We start from the raw sequence: 14,722 nt of genomic DNA on the forward strand, positions 1-14,722 counted from the left end.
TCCATCCTCGCCGCCCCCCACCCGGCCCTCCGGCGCCGGGCCTTTTGGCCCGCTGCTTGCTTCAGCCTGCCTATCCAGGGCCGGGTGCCATCGCCCCGCCCCACCGTCATGAACCGTTGCCGCCCAGCGCCGCCCGGCACGCCGTCCGGGCCCCAGCGCAGCGCCACCACCCTGGCGCTGGCGGCGGCATGTGGTCTGGCTCCGGGAGCCGCCTGCGCAGCGCCGGCGCAGGGCACGGCCAGCGCCTGGCTGCTGGGCGGGCTGGCCGCCGGCAGCCTCGCCACCGCCGGTGCCCTGGCCCTGTGGTGGCGCATGCGCAGGCCGCCGCAGCCGGCCATCGCGCCGCCCTCGGTCGGCCGCCAGGCCGAGGCGCTGCTGGAAGCCCTGCCGCTGCCGGCCTTCGTCCGCGACGCCGAAGGCCGCTTCGTGGCGGTGAACCAGGCCTATGCCGCGCTCTACGGCTGCCGGCGGACTGACGTGCTGGGTCAGACACTGGCCCAAACGCGACACATCCTCGGCACCGACCTGGAGCCCATGCAGCAGGCTGCGGCCGAACTGGAGCAGGGCGGCGGGCGCGCCGTCCGCGAGTTCCGCCACGAGGCGGCCGGGCACGGGGCGCGTGTCCTGCTGCTCCAGCTGCAGCCGCTGGCCGGCGACGGGGCAGGCCTGGCGCTGGGGACATTCACCGACGTCACCGCCTTGCACGACGCGCGCCAGGCAGGCGAGGCCGCCGCCCGCGCCACCGACAGCTTCCTGTCGATGATGAGCCACGAGATCCGCACGCCGATCGCCGGCGCGCTGGGCATCGTCGAGCTGATGGCGCAAACGCCGCTGGACCAGGAGCAGGTGCACCTGCTGGGGATGTTCGAGGACTCGGTCGACACCCTGCTGCACATCCTCGGCGACATCCTCGACTTCTCCCGGATCGAGGCCGGCGAGCTGAGCCTGGATCCGGCGCCGTGCAACCTGCGCGCGCTGGCCGACGGGGTGCTGGCCCTGTTCGCGCCGCAGGCCTGGGAGAAGGGCCTGCGCCTGCATTCGATCATCGACTGGCGGCTGGCCGCCGAGCACCGCTGCGACGCCTCGCGCGTGCGCCAGGTGCTGGCCAACCTGCTCAGCAACGCGATCCGCTTCACCGAGGCCGGGCGCGTCGAGCTGCGCATCGAACTGGTCGAGGCCACGGCCGACGGCCAGCGCCTGCGCTTCGTCGTCTCCGACACCGGGCCGGGCATGTCCGAAGAGCGCCTGCGCCAGGTGCAGCGCCCGCTGTTCGACGGCAGCGAAGGCATCGCCCACCGCACCGGCCTGGGCCTGGCGCTGTGCCGGCAGCTGGCCGGGCTGATGGAAGGTTCGCTGCAGCTGTCCAGCATGCAGGACGAAGGCACGGTGGCCACCTTCGAGGTGCTGCTGCCGGTGGTGCGGGCGCTGCTGCCGCAGCCGGACATGGCCGGGCGGATCGCGCTGCTGTGCACCCGCGACCGCCACGTCGGCCAGGGCCTGGCCAACGCGCTGTCGGCGCTGGGCTTCAACCTGATCGAGGCCGCGCCCGCGGACCTGGCCGAGATCGGCCCGGACGACGCGCACCTGTTCGTCGCCGACGCCGCGCTCGTCGCCGAGGGCCGCCTGCCGGCCGGCGCGCGCCAGATCCGCCTGGTCGATCCACTGGCGCCCCTGCCCCCGGGCCTGCCCGTCGGTGGCGTGGAGCTGCAGGGCACGCCGCTGCTGTGGCGGGCCACGGTCAAGGCCTGCCACGCCGCGCTGGGGCTGGCTTCGCCGGAGCCGCCGGCGGCCGCCACGCCCGGGCCGGTGCCGGTCCCGGGGGCGCGCATCCTCGTCGCCGAGGACCATCCGATCAACCGCGCGGTGATCTCGCGCCAGCTGCAACGGCTGGGCTATGAGCACGAGCTGGTCGAAAACGGCGAGGAGGCGCTGCAGGCGCTGGCGCGCGACCACTTCGACCTGCTGGTCACCGACTGCCACATGCCGGTGCTGGATGGCTACGCGCTCACCGCGCGGATCCGCGCGCAGGAGCGCGGCACCGGCGCGCGCCTGCCGATCATCGCGCTGTCGGCCAGCGTCCTGCCAGGCCAGGTGAAGTACTGCATCGATGCGGGCATGGACGGTTTCATCGCCAAGCCCGTGCAGCTCCACGAGCTGGAGATCCAGCTGGCCGCGCACCTGCAGCAGGCCGGCGCGGCGGAGGTACGCACCGCCCCGCCACCGGAGCTGCCCGCCGGCTCCTCCAGCTACCGCCAGCTGGCGCTGCTGATGGAGACCTTCGGTTCCATGCGCCAGGTGCGCGACGTGCTGCAGCGGCTGCTGGAGACCAGCCGCGAGGACATGGACGCCCTGGACCGCTCGTTCGAACAGGGCGACGTGGAGCAGCAGCGCGAGCTGCTGCACCGCATCGGCGGTTCGCTGCGCCTGCTTGCCGGCGAGTCCGGCACCGGCGAACCGCCGTCCGGGGCCAGCAACCGCGAGCGCCGCGACGCGCTGGTCGAACGCCTCGCCGAACTCGAAGAACTGCTCGACAGCCTGGATCCGCAGGCGACCACCACGGAGGGTGGACCATGATGGACCCGTACCCGCCTTCACCCCGCCCGCCCGCGCGCGACGAGGGCGCGCGCCGCAGCCTGCGCATCGTCCTGGCCGACGACCATCCGGTCGTGCGCAGCGGCGTGCGCATGCTGGTCGAATCCAACATCGCCGCCAGCGTGGTCGCCGAGGCATCCACGCCAGAGGAACTGTTCGCGGCGCTGGACCGCGTCGCCGCCGACCTGGTGCTCACCGACTTCAGCATGCCCGGCGGCAACGTCGTCGATGGCCTGAGCATGCTCGGCCGCCTGCGCCGGCGCTGGCCTGACCTGCCGGTGCTGGTGCTGACCATGGCCGGCAACGCCGCGGTGCTGCAGTCGATCCTCGACACCGGCGTGCGCGGCCTGCTGAACAAGTCCGACGCGCTGACCGAACTCACGCTGGCGATCAATGCGGTGGCGCATCGCCGCAACTACCTCGGCACCGGCATCCGCCGCCTGCTCGACGCGACCAGCCTCGAAGGCGGCTCGGCGCGCGGCCCGCTGTCGCGCCGCGAAACCGAAGTGCTGCGCCTGTTCACTTCCGGGCTGACCGTGTCGGAAATCGCGCGCAGGCTCGAGCGCAGCGTGAAAACCGTGAGCCGGCAGAAGATGGATGGCATGGCCAAGCTCGGCCTGCGCAGCGACCTGGAACTGTACGCATACGCACGGGAACACGGCCTGCTCTCCTGAGCAGCGCGTTGTCCAGTGCACGCCGCTCAATATGAAAGTGCGCACGATCTAGGAATCGAAGTTTTCAGACGAGTCTGATGGTTGCTCGGGCGCTTCTCCTACGACCATCCGGGCCATGGACACGATGACACTGCCGCAAGCAAGGCATGCGTCGCCGCACATGGACGAGTGCCCGATATGGCCCTTCGTGGGTGAAAGCCGGAGCTGGCAACCGCCACCGGCCGTCGACCCCGACTGGCACCGTCTCACCCACTCCGCCGTGGTCATGGCGTGGACGCGCGATCCGGACGTGATGTGCGACCTCGTCGCCACGCTGATGGACATCCACCTGCGCCGAAGTTCCGCCTCGCTCGAGGTAACGCTCGACGAGCTGCACCTCATGATCTCGATGGAACTGCAGCAACTCAGCGGCGAACCGGACTGAGCCGTCGCCACACCGCCGGCAGCCGGCACCGCCATCCCCGGCCACGCATCCCCAGGGGCGGTATGTCCTGCCGTCGGCACGGCCGTGCGGGCCATGCCGGCGGCGGCATCCGGTACCCCGTGCGCGGGCCGGACGGGTGCGGCTACTGGACGATGAAGGTCACCCGCAGGTTGACCCGCCACTCCAGGACGTTGCCGTCGCCGTCGGTGGCCACCTTGATCTCGTTGACCCAGGCGCCCTGGATGTTCTTGACGGTCTCGGAAACCTTGCGCAGCCCGCTCTTCACTGCCTCTTCCATGCTGGTCTTCGAAGAGGCGCTGATCTCGATGACTTTGGCGACCGACATGACGATGGCTCCTGCTGGACGGGCGCGCGTGCGCCGGGGCGGCAAGTCTGTTGCCGGCGCCGTTAACGCGGCGGCACGGAGGCGTGCAGGCGCGGGCAACGCGGGAGCGCCGCGGTTGCAGCGGTGACCATCTCGGCGGTGCTAGCATCGCCAGCCATGAATCCCGCCCCCAACCTCGTGCTGGTCGGCCCGATGGGCGCCGGCAAGACCTCGATCGGACGCCGCCTGGCCGAACGCTTCGGCCTGAGCTTCGTCGACGCCGACCACGCCATCGAGCAGCGCACCGGCGCCACCATTTCCGCCATCTTCGAGCACATGGGCGAGAGCGGTTTCCGCGAGCGCGAGTCGGCGGTGCTGGCCGAGCTGCTGGCCGGCGAGGCCCAGCTGGTCGCCACCGGCGGCGGCGCCGTGCTCGACCCGGGCAACCGCCGGCTGATGCAGGAGCGCGGCTTCGTGGTCTACCTCTGCGCCGGCCTGGAATCGCAGCTCAAGCGCCTGGCCCGCGACCGCAGCCGTCCGCTGCTGCAGCGCCCGGACCGCGAACAGGTCCTGCGCGAGCTGGCGCGCGTGCGCGAGCCGCTGTACCGCGAGGTCGCCGACCTGGTCATGGACACCGACGGCCTGACCGCGGCGGAGGCGTCCTCGCGCCTGTGCCTGCAGCTGGCCGAGCGCTGGAACGGCAACGGGGTGGCCGCATGAGCGCGGTACGCACGGTCCCCGTCGGCGGCGCCCATCCCTACGCGATCGATATCGGCCCCGGCCTGCTGGGCGACGGCGCGCGGCTGGCCGCCCACGCCCGCGGGCGCCACGCCCTGCTGCTCAGCGACAGCCAGGTCGCGCCGCTGTACGCCGAGGCGGTGGCCGCGGCGCTGCGCGCGGCACGCCCGGGCCTGAAGCTGGCCACGCACGTGATCCCGGCCGGCGAATCGCACAAGACCCTGGCCACCTTCACCGGCGCGATCGAGGCGCTGGCCAACCTCGGCGCCACCCGCGACGCGACCGTGTACGCGCTCGGCGGCGGCGTGGTCGGCGACCTGGCCGGCTTCGCCGCGGCCTGCTGGATGCGCGGCATCGACTGCGTGCAGCTGCCGACCACCCTGCTGGCGATGGTCGACTCCTCGGTCGGCGGCAAGACCGCGGTGGACATCCCGCAGGGCAAGAACCTGGTCGGCGCCTTCCATCCGCCGCGCGCGGTGATCGCCGATACCACGACCCTGCGCACCCTGCCCCCGCGCGAACTGCGCGCCGGCCTGGCCGAGGTGATCAAGTACGGCGCGATCCGCGACCCGGCGTTCTTCGAATGGCTGGAGCGCGAACACGCCGCGCTGCTGGCCGGCGACGACCGCGTCCTGGCCGAGGCGATCGCGCGCAGTTGCGAGCACAAGGCCGAAATCGTCGAACGCGATCCGCTGGAGAAGGGCGAGCGCGCCCTGCTCAACCTGGGCCACACCTTCGGCCATGCGATCGAGGCCGAGCAGGGCTATTCCGGCGGCGGCAGCGAGGCGCTGGTGCACGGCGAGGCGGTGGCGGTGGGCATGGTCCTGGCCGGACGCCTCTCGGCCCGCCTCGGCATGGCCCCGGACGCCGACACCGACCGCCTCGAACGCCTGCTCCAGGCGTGTGGCCTGCCGACGCGGATCCCCGCCGGGCTGGCCCCCGAGGCGCTGCTGGCACGCATGCGCCTGGACAAGAAGAACGTCGCGGGCCGCCTGCGCCTGGTCCTGTGGCATGGCCTGGGCCAGGCCGTGGTCGTCCCCGACGTGGACGAAGCCAGGGTGCTGGAGCTGCTGGCGGGCTGAGCGGGCTGGCGGTGAAGCACAGGCGTTGGCCGGAGCCGGGACGGCGCGATGCGCCGGGAACGAACGAGGGCGCTGGCCAAGGCTCGCGCGTCGCCGTGCGCCGGGTGACTCATCGCACTGCGACCTGTCGGGTGGAGAGCTGGCTTTCCGGTGGCTGGCTTCGGACCGAGCCGTGGCAGCGCAGGGGCATGTCGCATCGCGCGGTTCCGCGTCCTGCTCCAACGCGCGACCGCGGCACATCCATGTGCCGCTTGCGCCCTACCCCCGCGCTACCGCGTCTTCTGGTGCTCTGAGGGCTTGGTTTCGATCGCCCCTCCCCCCGGGAGAGGGGCGTCTCCTCGCTCTGCCCATAGAAGCCTCGGCCTTGACCCGGCCGAGGACGCCGCCCCCCCAAGGGGTGTCATCAGCAGTCCGCGGCTGATGCGGCAAGGGGGCTGACGCGGGGCGACGCGCCAACCGTCGCCAGCGCCCTGGTTCATTCCCGGCGCGGACGGCGGCCCCGTCCGGAGCCCGCGCCCGTGCCTCCGCCTGCCCGGCAGAGCGGCCGGGCCCACAAGGCCAGCTCCCCCATACGGCCTTCCGCACCGCCACCGCTACAATGTCGGCCATGCGCATCCTCCTGCAGCAGCGCCCCGCGCCGGGCGAAGCCCCCCGTTACCTGCAGCTGACCCTGCAGCCGGACCTGTTCGGCGGCTGGGAGCTGCTTCGCGAAAGCGGCCAGATCGGCGGCAAGTCGCAACTGCGACGCGAGCAGTACATGCTCCAGGAAGAGGCCACCGCCGCCTTCGAGAAGGCCCGCGACGCCCAGCTCAAGCGCGGTTTCCAGGTGATGTTCGTCAGCGGCGCCGAAGCGCCCCGCGGCGCCTGACGGCCACCCGCCCTTTCCCAAGTCCAAGGTTCAACGTGTCCGAAACCCTCGCCAACGACCGCCTGCTGCGCGCCCTGCGCCGGCAGCCCGTGGACTGCACGCCCGTGTGGCTGATGCGCCAGGCCGGCCGCTACCTGCCGGAGTACCGCGCCACCCGCGCCGCCGCCGGCAGCTTCCTGGCCATGGCCAAGAACCCGGAGCTGGCCTGCGAGGTCACCCTGCAGCCGCTGCGCCGCTTCCCGCTCGACGCGGCGATCCTGTTCTCGGACATCCTCACCGTGCCCGACGCCATGGGCCTGGGCCTGTACTTCGCCGAAGGCGAAGGCCCGAAGTTCGAGCGCCCCATCCGCGACGAGGCCGACGTGGCCCGCCTGGCGGTGCCGGACATGGAAACCGAACTGCGCTACGTGATGGACGCGGTGCGCGTCATCCGCCGCGAACTCGCCGGTTCGGTGCCGCTGATCGGCTTCTCCGGCAGCCCCTGGACCCTGGCCTGCTACATGGTCGAGGGCGGCGGCAGCGACAACTATTCGAAGATCAAGGCGATGGCCTTCAACCGCCCGGAGCTGCTGCACCGGCTGCTGGGCGTAGTCACCGACGCGGTCATCGCCTACCTGGCCGCGCAGCGCGCCGCCGGTGCGCAGGCGCTGCAGGTGTTCGACACCTGGGGCGGCGTGCTCTCGCCGACGCTGTACCGCGAATTCTCCCTGCCCTACCTGGAGCGGATCGCGCGCGAACTGGAACGCGGCCAGAGCGACGACCGCACCCCGCTGATCCTGTTCGGCAAGGGCAACGCGCCGTATCTGGAAGCGCTGGCCGAAACCGGCACCGACGCGGTCGGCGTGGACTGGCTGGTCGACCTGGCCGAGGCCGCGCGCCGCACCGGCGGCAAGGTTGCCCTGCAGGGCAACCTCGACCCGGCCACGCTCTACGGCAGCCCCGAGGCGATCGCCCGCGAGGCCGCGCGCGTGCTCGACGACTACGCCGCCGGCAACGGCGGCTCGCGCGAGGGCCACGTGTTCAACCTGGGCCACGGCATGTCGCCGGACATGGATCCGGAACACGTGCGCGCCCTGGTCGAAGCGGTGCACGCGCACAGCGCGCGCTGAGGCGCGCTTCGGCGGAACACCCGACGCCGGTCGGCGCCGGGTCAGCCGGTAGCGCGCAGCGGCGCCCGCGGCCGGCCGACCGGCGGCGAGCGCCGGTCCGAGTCGCCGGCCGCCGGGACCCGGTATTCGATGCGGATCTCGCGCATGTGCGGTGGCACGTCCGGTTCGATCGCCTCCGGCGCCACGCATCCCGGATACAGGGCCGCGGCCAGCTCGGTCGCCAGGCCTTCCGCGCGCGCGGCTTCGGCGCGCGCCACCTGCACGCCGGCGGCGGTGACCACCGCCGCCGTCGCCTTGCCCGGATCGCGGTAGCTGGCGAAGACCTGCGGCTCCGCCGGATCCGGCAGCACGTCGACGACTTCCAGCCGTTCCGGCAACCAGCACTCGCCGGTGCTGGCGATGCGCACCTGCGCGGCCACCTCCTCCATGAAGGCCTGCGCCTCCGCCAGCAGCGACGCCGGCGTGGCCGGGGGCGGCGCGCTCGCCCGCGCCTTGACCAGGTAGAGGTTGCGCGCGAACAGCAGCATGGCCGAAGCGCGCTGCTCGCCCGGGTATTCCAGGCCCAGGCGCCAGGCCTGCACCCGGGTTTCGCCTTCGCCCGCCAGGGCGATCTGCTGCAGCTCGCCGAGCCGGATCTGGCGGTCGGATTCGCGGGCGGCCGCGCCGATGCTCTCGCGTTCGGCCCGCGCCACCTGGCCGAGCAGTTCCGGCGCCTGCGGGCCACCGGGGTAGAAGTAGAGGTCGAGCCAGCGCTCGCCGTCGACGTAGCGGACCGCCACGCCATAGCGCTGGTCGGGGAAGCGCTGCTCGGACACCGCACGCCAGTCGCCCACCTGCAGCGGATACAGCACGCGGCTCTCGCTGAGCAGGCCGCCGAGCAGCAGGCCGGCGGGCAGGCCCTGTCCGCCGCTGCCGCCGTCGGGCGTATCGGCCAAGGCAGGCGCCGCCCAGCCCAGCGCGGCGGCGAACATCCATGCCGGCCAGCGTCGCGTCGTCATGCCTCGGCCAGCTCCGGCAGCAGGGCTTCGATCGCCGCGGCCAACATTTCACCGGTAACCGGCTTGCGCAGGAACCCGTCGAAGCCAGCGGCGCGTGCCTGGGTTTCGGCATCGGCGTCGGTGCGCGCGGTCACCGCCAGCAGCGGCTGGGCGAAGCCCTGCAGGCGCAGCTGCCGGGCCAGGGCCATGCCGTCCATGCCGGGCAGGTCCAGGTCGAGCAGGGCCAGGTCGAAGCGCGCCACCGACACGTCGGCCAGCGCGGCCAGGCCGTGCGCGGCACGGGCGACGCGATGGCCCTGCGCGCGCAGCAGGCTGGAGATCACGTCGGCGACGGTCGGATCGTCCTCGACCAGCAGCAGGTCCAGCTGCCGGCCGGCCTGGCGCGCGGGGCGCGGCGGCGCCGGCGGCGCCACCGGCTGCGCCAGCGGCAACGGCAACTGCACGCGGAACGCGGTGCCCTGCCCGGGCGCGCTGTCGACGCTGATGCCGCCGCCCATCGCCATCGCCAGCTCCTGGCAGATCGCCAGGCCCAGGCCGCTGCCGCCGTAGCGCGCGGCGGTGCGCGCGCCCTCGGCCTGTTCGAAGCGGCGGAACAGGCGCTGCTTCTGTTCGTCGTTGAGGCCCGGCCCGGTGTCGCGCACGACGAAGCCGACCCCGCCGCCGACGCCGGCGGACACTTCCAGCGCCACCTCGCCGCGGTCGGTGAACTTCAGCGCGTTGCCCAGCAGGTTGAGCAGGATCTGGCGGACGCGGCCGGGATCGCCGCGCAGCGCCTGTGGCGCATCGGCGTCCACATGCACGTTGAAGGCCAGGCCGCGCTGTTCGGCCACCGGCCCCATCAGCGCGGCGACCTCGGCGACCAGCGCGCGCAGGTCGAAGTCCTGCGGCTCCAGCTCCAGCTTGCCGGCCTCGATGCGGGCCAGGTCCAGCGCGTCGTTGACCAGGCGCATCAGGTGCTCGCCGGCGCGGCGGATCGATTCGACGTAGCCGCGCTGGCGCGCGTCCAGCGGCGTGGTCAGCAGCAGTTCGCTCATGCCCAGCACGCCAGTCATCGGCGTGCGCACCTCGTGGCCGAGGGTGGCCAGGAAGCGGCTCTTGGCCAGCGAGGCCTGCTCGGCCAGCTCGCGCTTGTGCACGTCCAGCTGCCACTGGCTGCGTCGGCGCAGGCGCAGGCGGTACATGCGCGCCGACCAGGCCAGCGCCAGCAGCGCGGCCGCGCCGAGCAGGGCCATGCCCCAAGGGCTGCGCCACCACGGCGGCGGCATGCTGAAGGCCAGTTCCTGCACCTCCGACCACGGCTGCCCGGGACCGGCGGCGGCCTGCAGCTGCAGCCGGTACTGGCCCGGCGGCAGGCGCGCGAACACGCGGTCGCCGCGGCCCTGGACCTCGTACCAGTCCTGCTCCAGGCCGAGCAGGCGGAAGCGGTAGCGGTTGGATTCCGGATCGTCGAAGGCGAGCAGGCGCACGGCCAGCTGCAGGTCGTGGTCGCCCGGGCGCAGCTCGAAGCCGCCCTGCACCGGCAGCTCGACCTGCGCGTCGCCGCGCATCACCTGCACCGAGTCGACCACCAGGCGCGGCGGCGGCCGCACCGGGTCGGGCATGTCCGTGTCCAGCAGCACCAGCGAGCCGTCGCCGGTGCTGCCGACCAGCACGCCGTTGCTGTCCAGCAGCAGCATGCGCTCGGTGAACTCCTGGCTGGGCAGGCCTTCGCGCACGCCGAAGCGGCGCACCGCCGCCTCGCCGTCGCGGCCGCCGGCCGGGTCGACGCGGAACAGGCCGCGGCGGGTGGCCAGCCAGGCGCGGTGGTGGCCGTCGACCACCAGCCCGGTCGCCTCGGTCGCCGGGATGCCCTGGGCGGTGCCCAGGTGCATGCGGCGCTGCCACTGTCCGCCGTTGCGCTCCCACACTTCCAGGCCGGTGAGCCGGTGCAGCCACAACCGGTCGCTGCCGTCGAAGGCGAAGGCCAGCACCGGCTGGCCGTCGATACCGTCAGGCGCGACGAAGCTGGAGGTCGCCGGATCCCAGCGGCGCAGGCCATGTTCCACCGCGACCCACGGGCTGCCGTCCGGACCGATCCGCACCATCGCCAGGTCGGCCGCGCCCAGCCCGGGCACGCCGGCGCGCAGCGACTCGATCACCCGCCCGGTGACCGGGTCGCGGCGTTGCAGGCCGGCGCCCGGCGAACCGAGCCAGACGCTGCCGTCCGGCGCCGACAGCAGCCAGTTGATCGCCGCCTTCTCCAAGGTCGGGTCCTGCACCGACACGCTGTCCCAGCGCTGGATCCGGCCGGTGCCGCGTTCCATCCGGATCACGCCGGCGCCGTGGTCGGTCCAGATGTTGCCCGCGCGATCCTCCAGCACCGCGGTCGGGCGCGCTCCGTCCGGTTCGCGCACGGTGGTGACCTTGCCGGTGCGCGTGTCGAGCCATTCCAGCACCCCGGCGGTGCCGACCAGCCACACGCCGCCGTCGGTCGCGGTCGCGCCGCCGCGGTACACGCCGCCGCGCAGGCCGTGTTCGGCGTCCAGCACCGCGGTGCGGCGCCAGTCCGAACGCAGGTAGCCGAGGCCGCGCGACGGCAGCGCCACCCACAGCGCCCCGTCTTGCTGGCGCAGCAGCGCCTGCACCTGGCTGTTCACGCCCAGTACGCGCGACTGCCGGGTCACGGCGATCGGCGCGTCGTTGCCGCGCACGCGCCACAGGCCGTCGGTGGTCGCGATCCAGTAGCCGCCCTCGCCGTCGTCGCTCATCGCGGTGACGGTCCGCGAACCGTTGAACTCGGCCGCCCAGGCCGGCGTGCGCCACTGGCCATCGTCGCCGAGGCGGAACAGGCCGCGCGTGGAACCGACCCAGGTCGAATCGCCTTCGCGCCACAGCGAGACCACCGTCGCCCACGGGGTCGGCCCGGGCAGCGGCATCCGCTGCACCTGCTTGCCGGCGCAGCGCACCAGCCCCTGCAAGGTGCCGACCAGGATGCCTTCGTGTTCGTCGAACGACAGCGCCAGGATCGCGCGGTCCAGCACCGCGTTCACGTCCGGATCGGAGGAGCGCAGGCGCCGCACCTGGTCCTGCGCGTCGATGCGGTACAGGCCGCCGCCGTAGGTGCCGAGCCAGATCTCCTCGCCGCGCCCGGCGATGGCGAACACCTCGTCACTTTCCATCTGCGGGAACAGCGACTTGCGGAAATGGCGGAAGCCCTGGCGGCCGGGATCCATCACGCTCACGCCGCCGCCTTCGCTCGCCACCCAGATGCGGTTGCGGCCGTCCACGTGCAGCGCCTGCAGCACGTTGCCGGGCAGCGAGGCCGGATCGTCCGGATCGTGCCGCCAGACGCGGAAGCCGGCGCCGTCGTAGCGCGCCAGGCCGTCCCAGGTAGCCGCCCACAGGAAGCCGTCATGGTCGAGGGCCAGCGCCGGCACGGTGGTGGCCGGCAGGCCGTCGGCCGGACCGAGCACGCGGAAGCGCGGGACTTCGGGCACGGCGGCGCTGGCGGTCGCGGCGACCACCAGCAGCACGCACAGCCAAAGCGCACGCAACATCGTCGCCTCCTGCTCCCCGGCCCGAATCGTCGCAACGCATCGTTGCAGGCGCAAGCCACGGCCGTCGCCGACCGGGCCTAGAATGCGGCCATGATCCCACTCCCCGCGCCCGCCTGCCCGTCGCCCTGCCGCCGCGTGCTCCGCCGGCTGCTGGCCCTGGTGGTGATGACACCGCTGACATCGCTCCCGGCGTCCGCCGCCACCGCGCGCTACGAACTGGACCCGGTGCACACCCGGGTGCTGTTCGCGGTGTCGCATGCCGGCTACTCGCAGGCGCTGGGCACGGTGTCCGGCAGCCGGGGCACGCTGGAGTTCGATCCGGAGGACTGGAGCAGCGCGCGTCTGGACGTGAGCGTGCCGCTGCAGCGGGTGGACCTGGGCGACGAAGGCTGGAACCGTGCCACCCTCGCCCGCAACCTGCTTGACGCCGGGCGCTGGCCCGAGGCGCGCTTTGTCTCCACCCGGGTCGAACCGCTGGCCGCGGACCGCTTCATCGTGCACGGCCAGCTGACCCTTCGCGGCGTCACCCGCGAGGTGCCGCTGGAGGTGAGGTTCAATTCGTTGCACCGGCACCCGATGCCGCCGTTCCGCCGCACTGCCGGGTTCAGCGCCCACGCGCGCCTGAGCCGCGCCGCCTTCGGCATCGACGCGTGGCCGAACGTGATCGGCGACGAGGTGGAACTGCGCATCGAAGCCGAAGCGGTACGCGCGCGCGGCGCCGGCGACGCGGCCGATGATCCCGACACCCTTCCGGACGCGGAGCCGGGCGACGATGTCGAAGCCGTTCCAGGCGAGGCCATGCCGGCAACTGTGCCACCCGGAGCCGCCACCGATCCCGCCGCCACCGGCACCGAACGCCACGAGAACGAACCCGCATGAGCCCGAAGAACCTCGAACGCTGGGGCACCGTCAGCCAGCTGCTGCACTGGACCATCGCCGTGCTGATCCTGTGCATCGGCGTGGTCGGGCTGGTGATGGGCGAACTGCCGCGTTCGCCGAAGTACTTCTGGGTCTACACCGCGCACAAGTCGCTGGGCATCACCGTGCTGGCGCTGGTGGTGGCGCGCATCGGCTGGCGCCTGTACGCCGGCGCGCCGGCGCCGGTGCCGGGAACGCCGCGCTGGCAGCGGCAGCTGGCCACGCTGACCCACGGCGCGATCTACCTGCTGATCCTGGCGGTGCCGCTGTCCGGCTGGCTGTACGACTCGGCCAGCGGACTTCGCCCGTTCCGCTGGTTCGGGCTGGTCGCAGTGCCCAAGCTGGTCGCCCCTGACCACGCGCTGGCCGAAACCGCCAACAGCGCGCACGAACTGCTGTTCTGGGTGCTGATGGCGCTGGTCGCCGCGCACGCAGCGGCGGCGCTCTACCACCATTTCGTCCAGCGCGACGCCACCCTGGCGCGGATGCTGCCGCGCGGCTGGATTTCCGTTCCCCGATCCGAGGATCCACGATGACCATCAAGCTCACTTCGCCGGGCGCTGTGGCCGCGGCGCTCACCGCGATGCTTGCGGCGGCGCCGGCCGTCGCCGCCGACTACGTGCAGGCGCCGGGTTCCACCCTCGCCTTCGCCAGCCGTTACGACGGCGAGCTGTTCACCGGCCGCTTCTCGCGCTTCGACACGAAGCTGAGCTTCGACCCCGCAAAACCCGAAGCCGGCACGCTCGACGTCACCATCGGCCTGGCCAGCGCCTCCACCGGCAACGACGACCGCGACACCATGCTCAAGGCCGCCGAGTTCTTCGACGTCGCCCGCTTCGCCCAGGCGCGTTACACCGCCAGTGGTTTCCGCCGGCTGGACGACGATCGCTACGCCGCCGACGGCACCCTGGAACTGCGCGGCGTGCGCAAGCCGGTCACCCTGACCTTCACCTGGAAGGACGGCGCGCAGCCGGTGCTCGAAGGCAAGGCGGTGGTGAAGCGCCTGGATTTCGGCGTGGGCGACGGCGACTGGGCCGACACCACCACCATCCCCAACGAGGTCAACGTCAGCACGCGCGTCGTACTGAAGCCGCGCTGAGGGCGTGCCGGCTCAACGCATCCAGGCCCGGACCTGGCCGGCATCGAACGGCCAGTCCAGCTCGCGCCCGTCACGGCTATCGCGCAGCACCGGCACGCGCGTGCCGTAGGCGTCCTCGAGGGCCACGTCGTCGTCGATGAATACGCTCTCCGGCTCCGGGAAGCGGATCGAGGCCAGCACCGCCAGCGCCTGGTCGCACAGGTGGCAGTCGTCGCGCTGGTAGAGGACGTAACGGGGCATCGGGCAATCCGTGGCGTGGCCGGGGGCGCCACGGTAGCGGATCGACCGCGGCGCGTCATGCCCGTTTCAGCCGCAACCAATACAATGGCCGGCCTTCCGCCAGGATCCGCGCGTCCCCG

The 14,722-nt window shown here is 72.9% G+C and carries 14 protein-coding genes; 10 read left to right on the forward strand and 4 right to left on the reverse strand.

Features of this window, described 5'->3' with window-relative positions; translation table 11 throughout:
- The first annotated feature begins 108 nt into the window (after positions 1 to 108).
- The 3 genes from PSEJ35_RS16540 (at position 109) to PSEJ35_RS0102055 (ending at position 3,690) form a co-directional block, all read left to right on the forward strand.
- A complete protein-coding gene (locus tag PSEJ35_RS16540) occupies positions 109 to 2,574 on the forward strand; it encodes a response regulator (protein ID WP_051412427.1) in 2,466 nt (821 codons plus the stop codon).
- Positions 2,571 to 3,266, forward strand: a complete 696-nt coding sequence (locus PSEJ35_RS0102050) for a response regulator transcription factor (protein WP_232207556.1) — start codon at positions 2,571 to 2,573, stop codon at positions 3,264 to 3,266. Before PSEJ35_RS16540 ends, PSEJ35_RS0102050 begins: the two co-directional genes overlap by 4 nt.
- Before the next feature lie 115 nt (positions 3,267 to 3,381).
- Positions 3,382 to 3,690: a hypothetical protein gene (locus PSEJ35_RS0102055; protein WP_028916331.1), complete on the forward strand. Its 309-nt coding sequence runs from the start codon at positions 3,382 to 3,384 to the stop codon at positions 3,688 to 3,690.
- A gap of 142 nt (positions 3,691 to 3,832) precedes the next feature.
- Here PSEJ35_RS0102055 and PSEJ35_RS0102060 read toward each other — a convergent pair whose 3' ends face one another.
- Positions 3,833 to 4,036, reverse strand: a complete 204-nt coding sequence (locus PSEJ35_RS0102060) for a dodecin family protein (RefSeq protein ID WP_028916332.1) — start codon at positions 4,034 to 4,036, stop codon at positions 3,833 to 3,835.
- Positions 4,037 to 4,192: 156 nt separating this feature from the next.
- On the opposite strand from PSEJ35_RS0102060, the gene PSEJ35_RS0102065 reads away from it, so the two are divergent.
- The 4 genes from PSEJ35_RS0102065 to hemE all read left to right on the forward strand — a co-directional run bounded on the left by PSEJ35_RS0102065 (position 4,193) and on the right by hemE (position 7,812).
- A complete protein-coding gene (locus PSEJ35_RS0102065; protein WP_028916333.1) occupies positions 4,193 to 4,735 on the forward strand; it encodes a shikimate kinase in 543 nt (180 codons plus the stop codon).
- A complete protein-coding gene (gene aroB, locus PSEJ35_RS0102070; RefSeq protein ID WP_028916334.1) occupies positions 4,732 to 5,835 on the forward strand; it encodes a 3-dehydroquinate synthase in 1,104 nt (367 codons plus the stop codon). The genes PSEJ35_RS0102065 and aroB overlap by 4 nt, the downstream gene beginning before the upstream one ends.
- A 607-nt stretch (positions 5,836 to 6,442) precedes the next feature.
- On the forward strand, positions 6,443 to 6,703 hold the full coding sequence (locus PSEJ35_RS0102075; RefSeq protein ID WP_028916335.1) for a WGR domain-containing protein: 261 nt from the start codon (positions 6,443 to 6,445) through the stop codon (positions 6,701 to 6,703).
- A gap of 35 nt (positions 6,704 to 6,738) precedes the next feature.
- Entirely contained in the window at positions 6,739 to 7,812 is a 1,074-nt protein-coding gene (gene hemE, locus PSEJ35_RS0102080; protein ID WP_028916336.1) for a uroporphyrinogen decarboxylase, read from the forward strand.
- A 41-nt stretch (positions 7,813 to 7,853) separates the two neighbouring features.
- Here hemE and PSEJ35_RS0102085 read toward each other — a convergent pair whose 3' ends face one another.
- Both PSEJ35_RS0102085 and PSEJ35_RS0102090 read right to left on the reverse strand, forming a co-directional pair.
- Positions 7,854 to 8,810 carry a hypothetical protein gene (locus PSEJ35_RS0102085; protein ID WP_156924702.1) on the reverse strand — a complete coding sequence of 319 codons (957 nt, stop codon included), beginning with the start codon at positions 8,808 to 8,810 and terminating at the stop codon, positions 7,854 to 7,856.
- Positions 8,807 to 12,346, reverse strand: a complete 3,540-nt coding sequence (locus PSEJ35_RS0102090; protein ID WP_232207557.1) for a hybrid sensor histidine kinase/response regulator — start codon at positions 12,344 to 12,346, stop codon at positions 8,807 to 8,809. The genes PSEJ35_RS0102085 and PSEJ35_RS0102090 overlap by 4 nt, the downstream gene beginning before the upstream one ends.
- 165 nt (positions 12,347 to 12,511) lie before the next feature.
- On the opposite strand from PSEJ35_RS0102090, the gene PSEJ35_RS15145 reads away from it, so the two are divergent.
- The 3 genes from PSEJ35_RS15145 to PSEJ35_RS0102105 are packed head-to-tail and all read left to right on the forward strand — an operon-like array spanning position 12,512 to position 14,363.
- Entirely contained in the window at positions 12,512 to 13,225 is a 714-nt protein-coding gene (locus PSEJ35_RS15145) for a YceI family protein (RefSeq protein ID WP_198014135.1), read from the forward strand.
- Positions 13,222 to 13,800, forward strand: coding sequence for a cytochrome b (locus PSEJ35_RS0102100; protein WP_028916339.1), 579 nt, complete (start codon positions 13,222 to 13,224; stop codon positions 13,798 to 13,800). The genes PSEJ35_RS15145 and PSEJ35_RS0102100 overlap by 4 nt, the downstream gene beginning before the upstream one ends.
- Complete coding sequence (locus PSEJ35_RS0102105; protein WP_028916340.1) at positions 13,797 to 14,363, forward strand: YceI family protein; 567 nt, start codon at positions 13,797 to 13,799, stop codon at positions 14,361 to 14,363. The genes PSEJ35_RS0102100 and PSEJ35_RS0102105 overlap by 4 nt, the downstream gene beginning before the upstream one ends.
- Positions 14,364 to 14,375: 12 nt before the next feature.
- On the opposite strand, the gene PSEJ35_RS0102110 is transcribed toward PSEJ35_RS0102105, so the two are convergent.
- The gene (locus PSEJ35_RS0102110; protein WP_028916341.1) at positions 14,376 to 14,603 is read right to left on the reverse strand and encodes a glutaredoxin family protein; all 228 of its coding nucleotides are present in this window, start codon (positions 14,601 to 14,603) and stop codon (positions 14,376 to 14,378) included.
- Between the last annotated feature and the right edge of the window lie 119 nt (positions 14,604 to 14,722).

Source organism: Pseudoxanthomonas sp. J35, assembly GCF_000513995.1.
Classification (GTDB): Bacteria; Pseudomonadota; Gammaproteobacteria; order Xanthomonadales; family Xanthomonadaceae; genus Pseudoxanthomonas.

Bases quoted from the DNA above. Each gene is read 5' to 3' on its own strand.
- PSEJ35_RS16540 (WP_051412427.1), top strand. From the start codon at position 109: ATGAACCGTTGCCGCCCAGCGCCGCCCGGCACGCCGTCCGGGCCCCAG.
- PSEJ35_RS0102050 (WP_232207556.1), top strand. From the start codon at position 2,571: ATGATGGACCCGTACCCGCCTTCACCCCGCCCGCCCGCGCGCGACGAG.
- PSEJ35_RS0102055 (WP_028916331.1), top strand. From the start codon at position 3,382: ATGGACACGATGACACTGCCGCAAGCAAGGCATGCGTCGCCGCACATG.
- PSEJ35_RS0102060 (WP_028916332.1), bottom strand. From the start codon at position 4,036: ATGTCGGTCGCCAAAGTCATCGAGATCAGCGCCTCTTCGAAGACCAGC.
- PSEJ35_RS0102065 (WP_028916333.1), top strand. From the start codon at position 4,193: ATGAATCCCGCCCCCAACCTCGTGCTGGTCGGCCCGATGGGCGCCGGC.
- aroB (WP_028916334.1), top strand. From the start codon at position 4,732: ATGAGCGCGGTACGCACGGTCCCCGTCGGCGGCGCCCATCCCTACGCG.
- PSEJ35_RS0102075 (WP_028916335.1), top strand. From the start codon at position 6,443: ATGCGCATCCTCCTGCAGCAGCGCCCCGCGCCGGGCGAAGCCCCCCGT.
- PSEJ35_RS0102085 (WP_156924702.1), bottom strand. From the start codon at position 8,810: ATGACGACGCGACGCTGGCCGGCATGGATGTTCGCCGCCGCGCTGGGC.
- PSEJ35_RS0102090 (WP_232207557.1), bottom strand. From the start codon at position 12,346: ATGTTGCGTGCGCTTTGGCTGTGCGTGCTGCTGGTGGTCGCCGCGACC.
- PSEJ35_RS15145 (WP_198014135.1), top strand. From the start codon at position 12,512: ATGACACCGCTGACATCGCTCCCGGCGTCCGCCGCCACCGCGCGCTAC.
- PSEJ35_RS0102100 (WP_028916339.1), top strand. From the start codon at position 13,222: ATGAGCCCGAAGAACCTCGAACGCTGGGGCACCGTCAGCCAGCTGCTG.
- PSEJ35_RS0102105 (WP_028916340.1), top strand. From the start codon at position 13,797: ATGACCATCAAGCTCACTTCGCCGGGCGCTGTGGCCGCGGCGCTCACC.
- PSEJ35_RS0102110 (WP_028916341.1), bottom strand. From the start codon at position 14,603: ATGCCCCGTTACGTCCTCTACCAGCGCGACGACTGCCACCTGTGCGAC.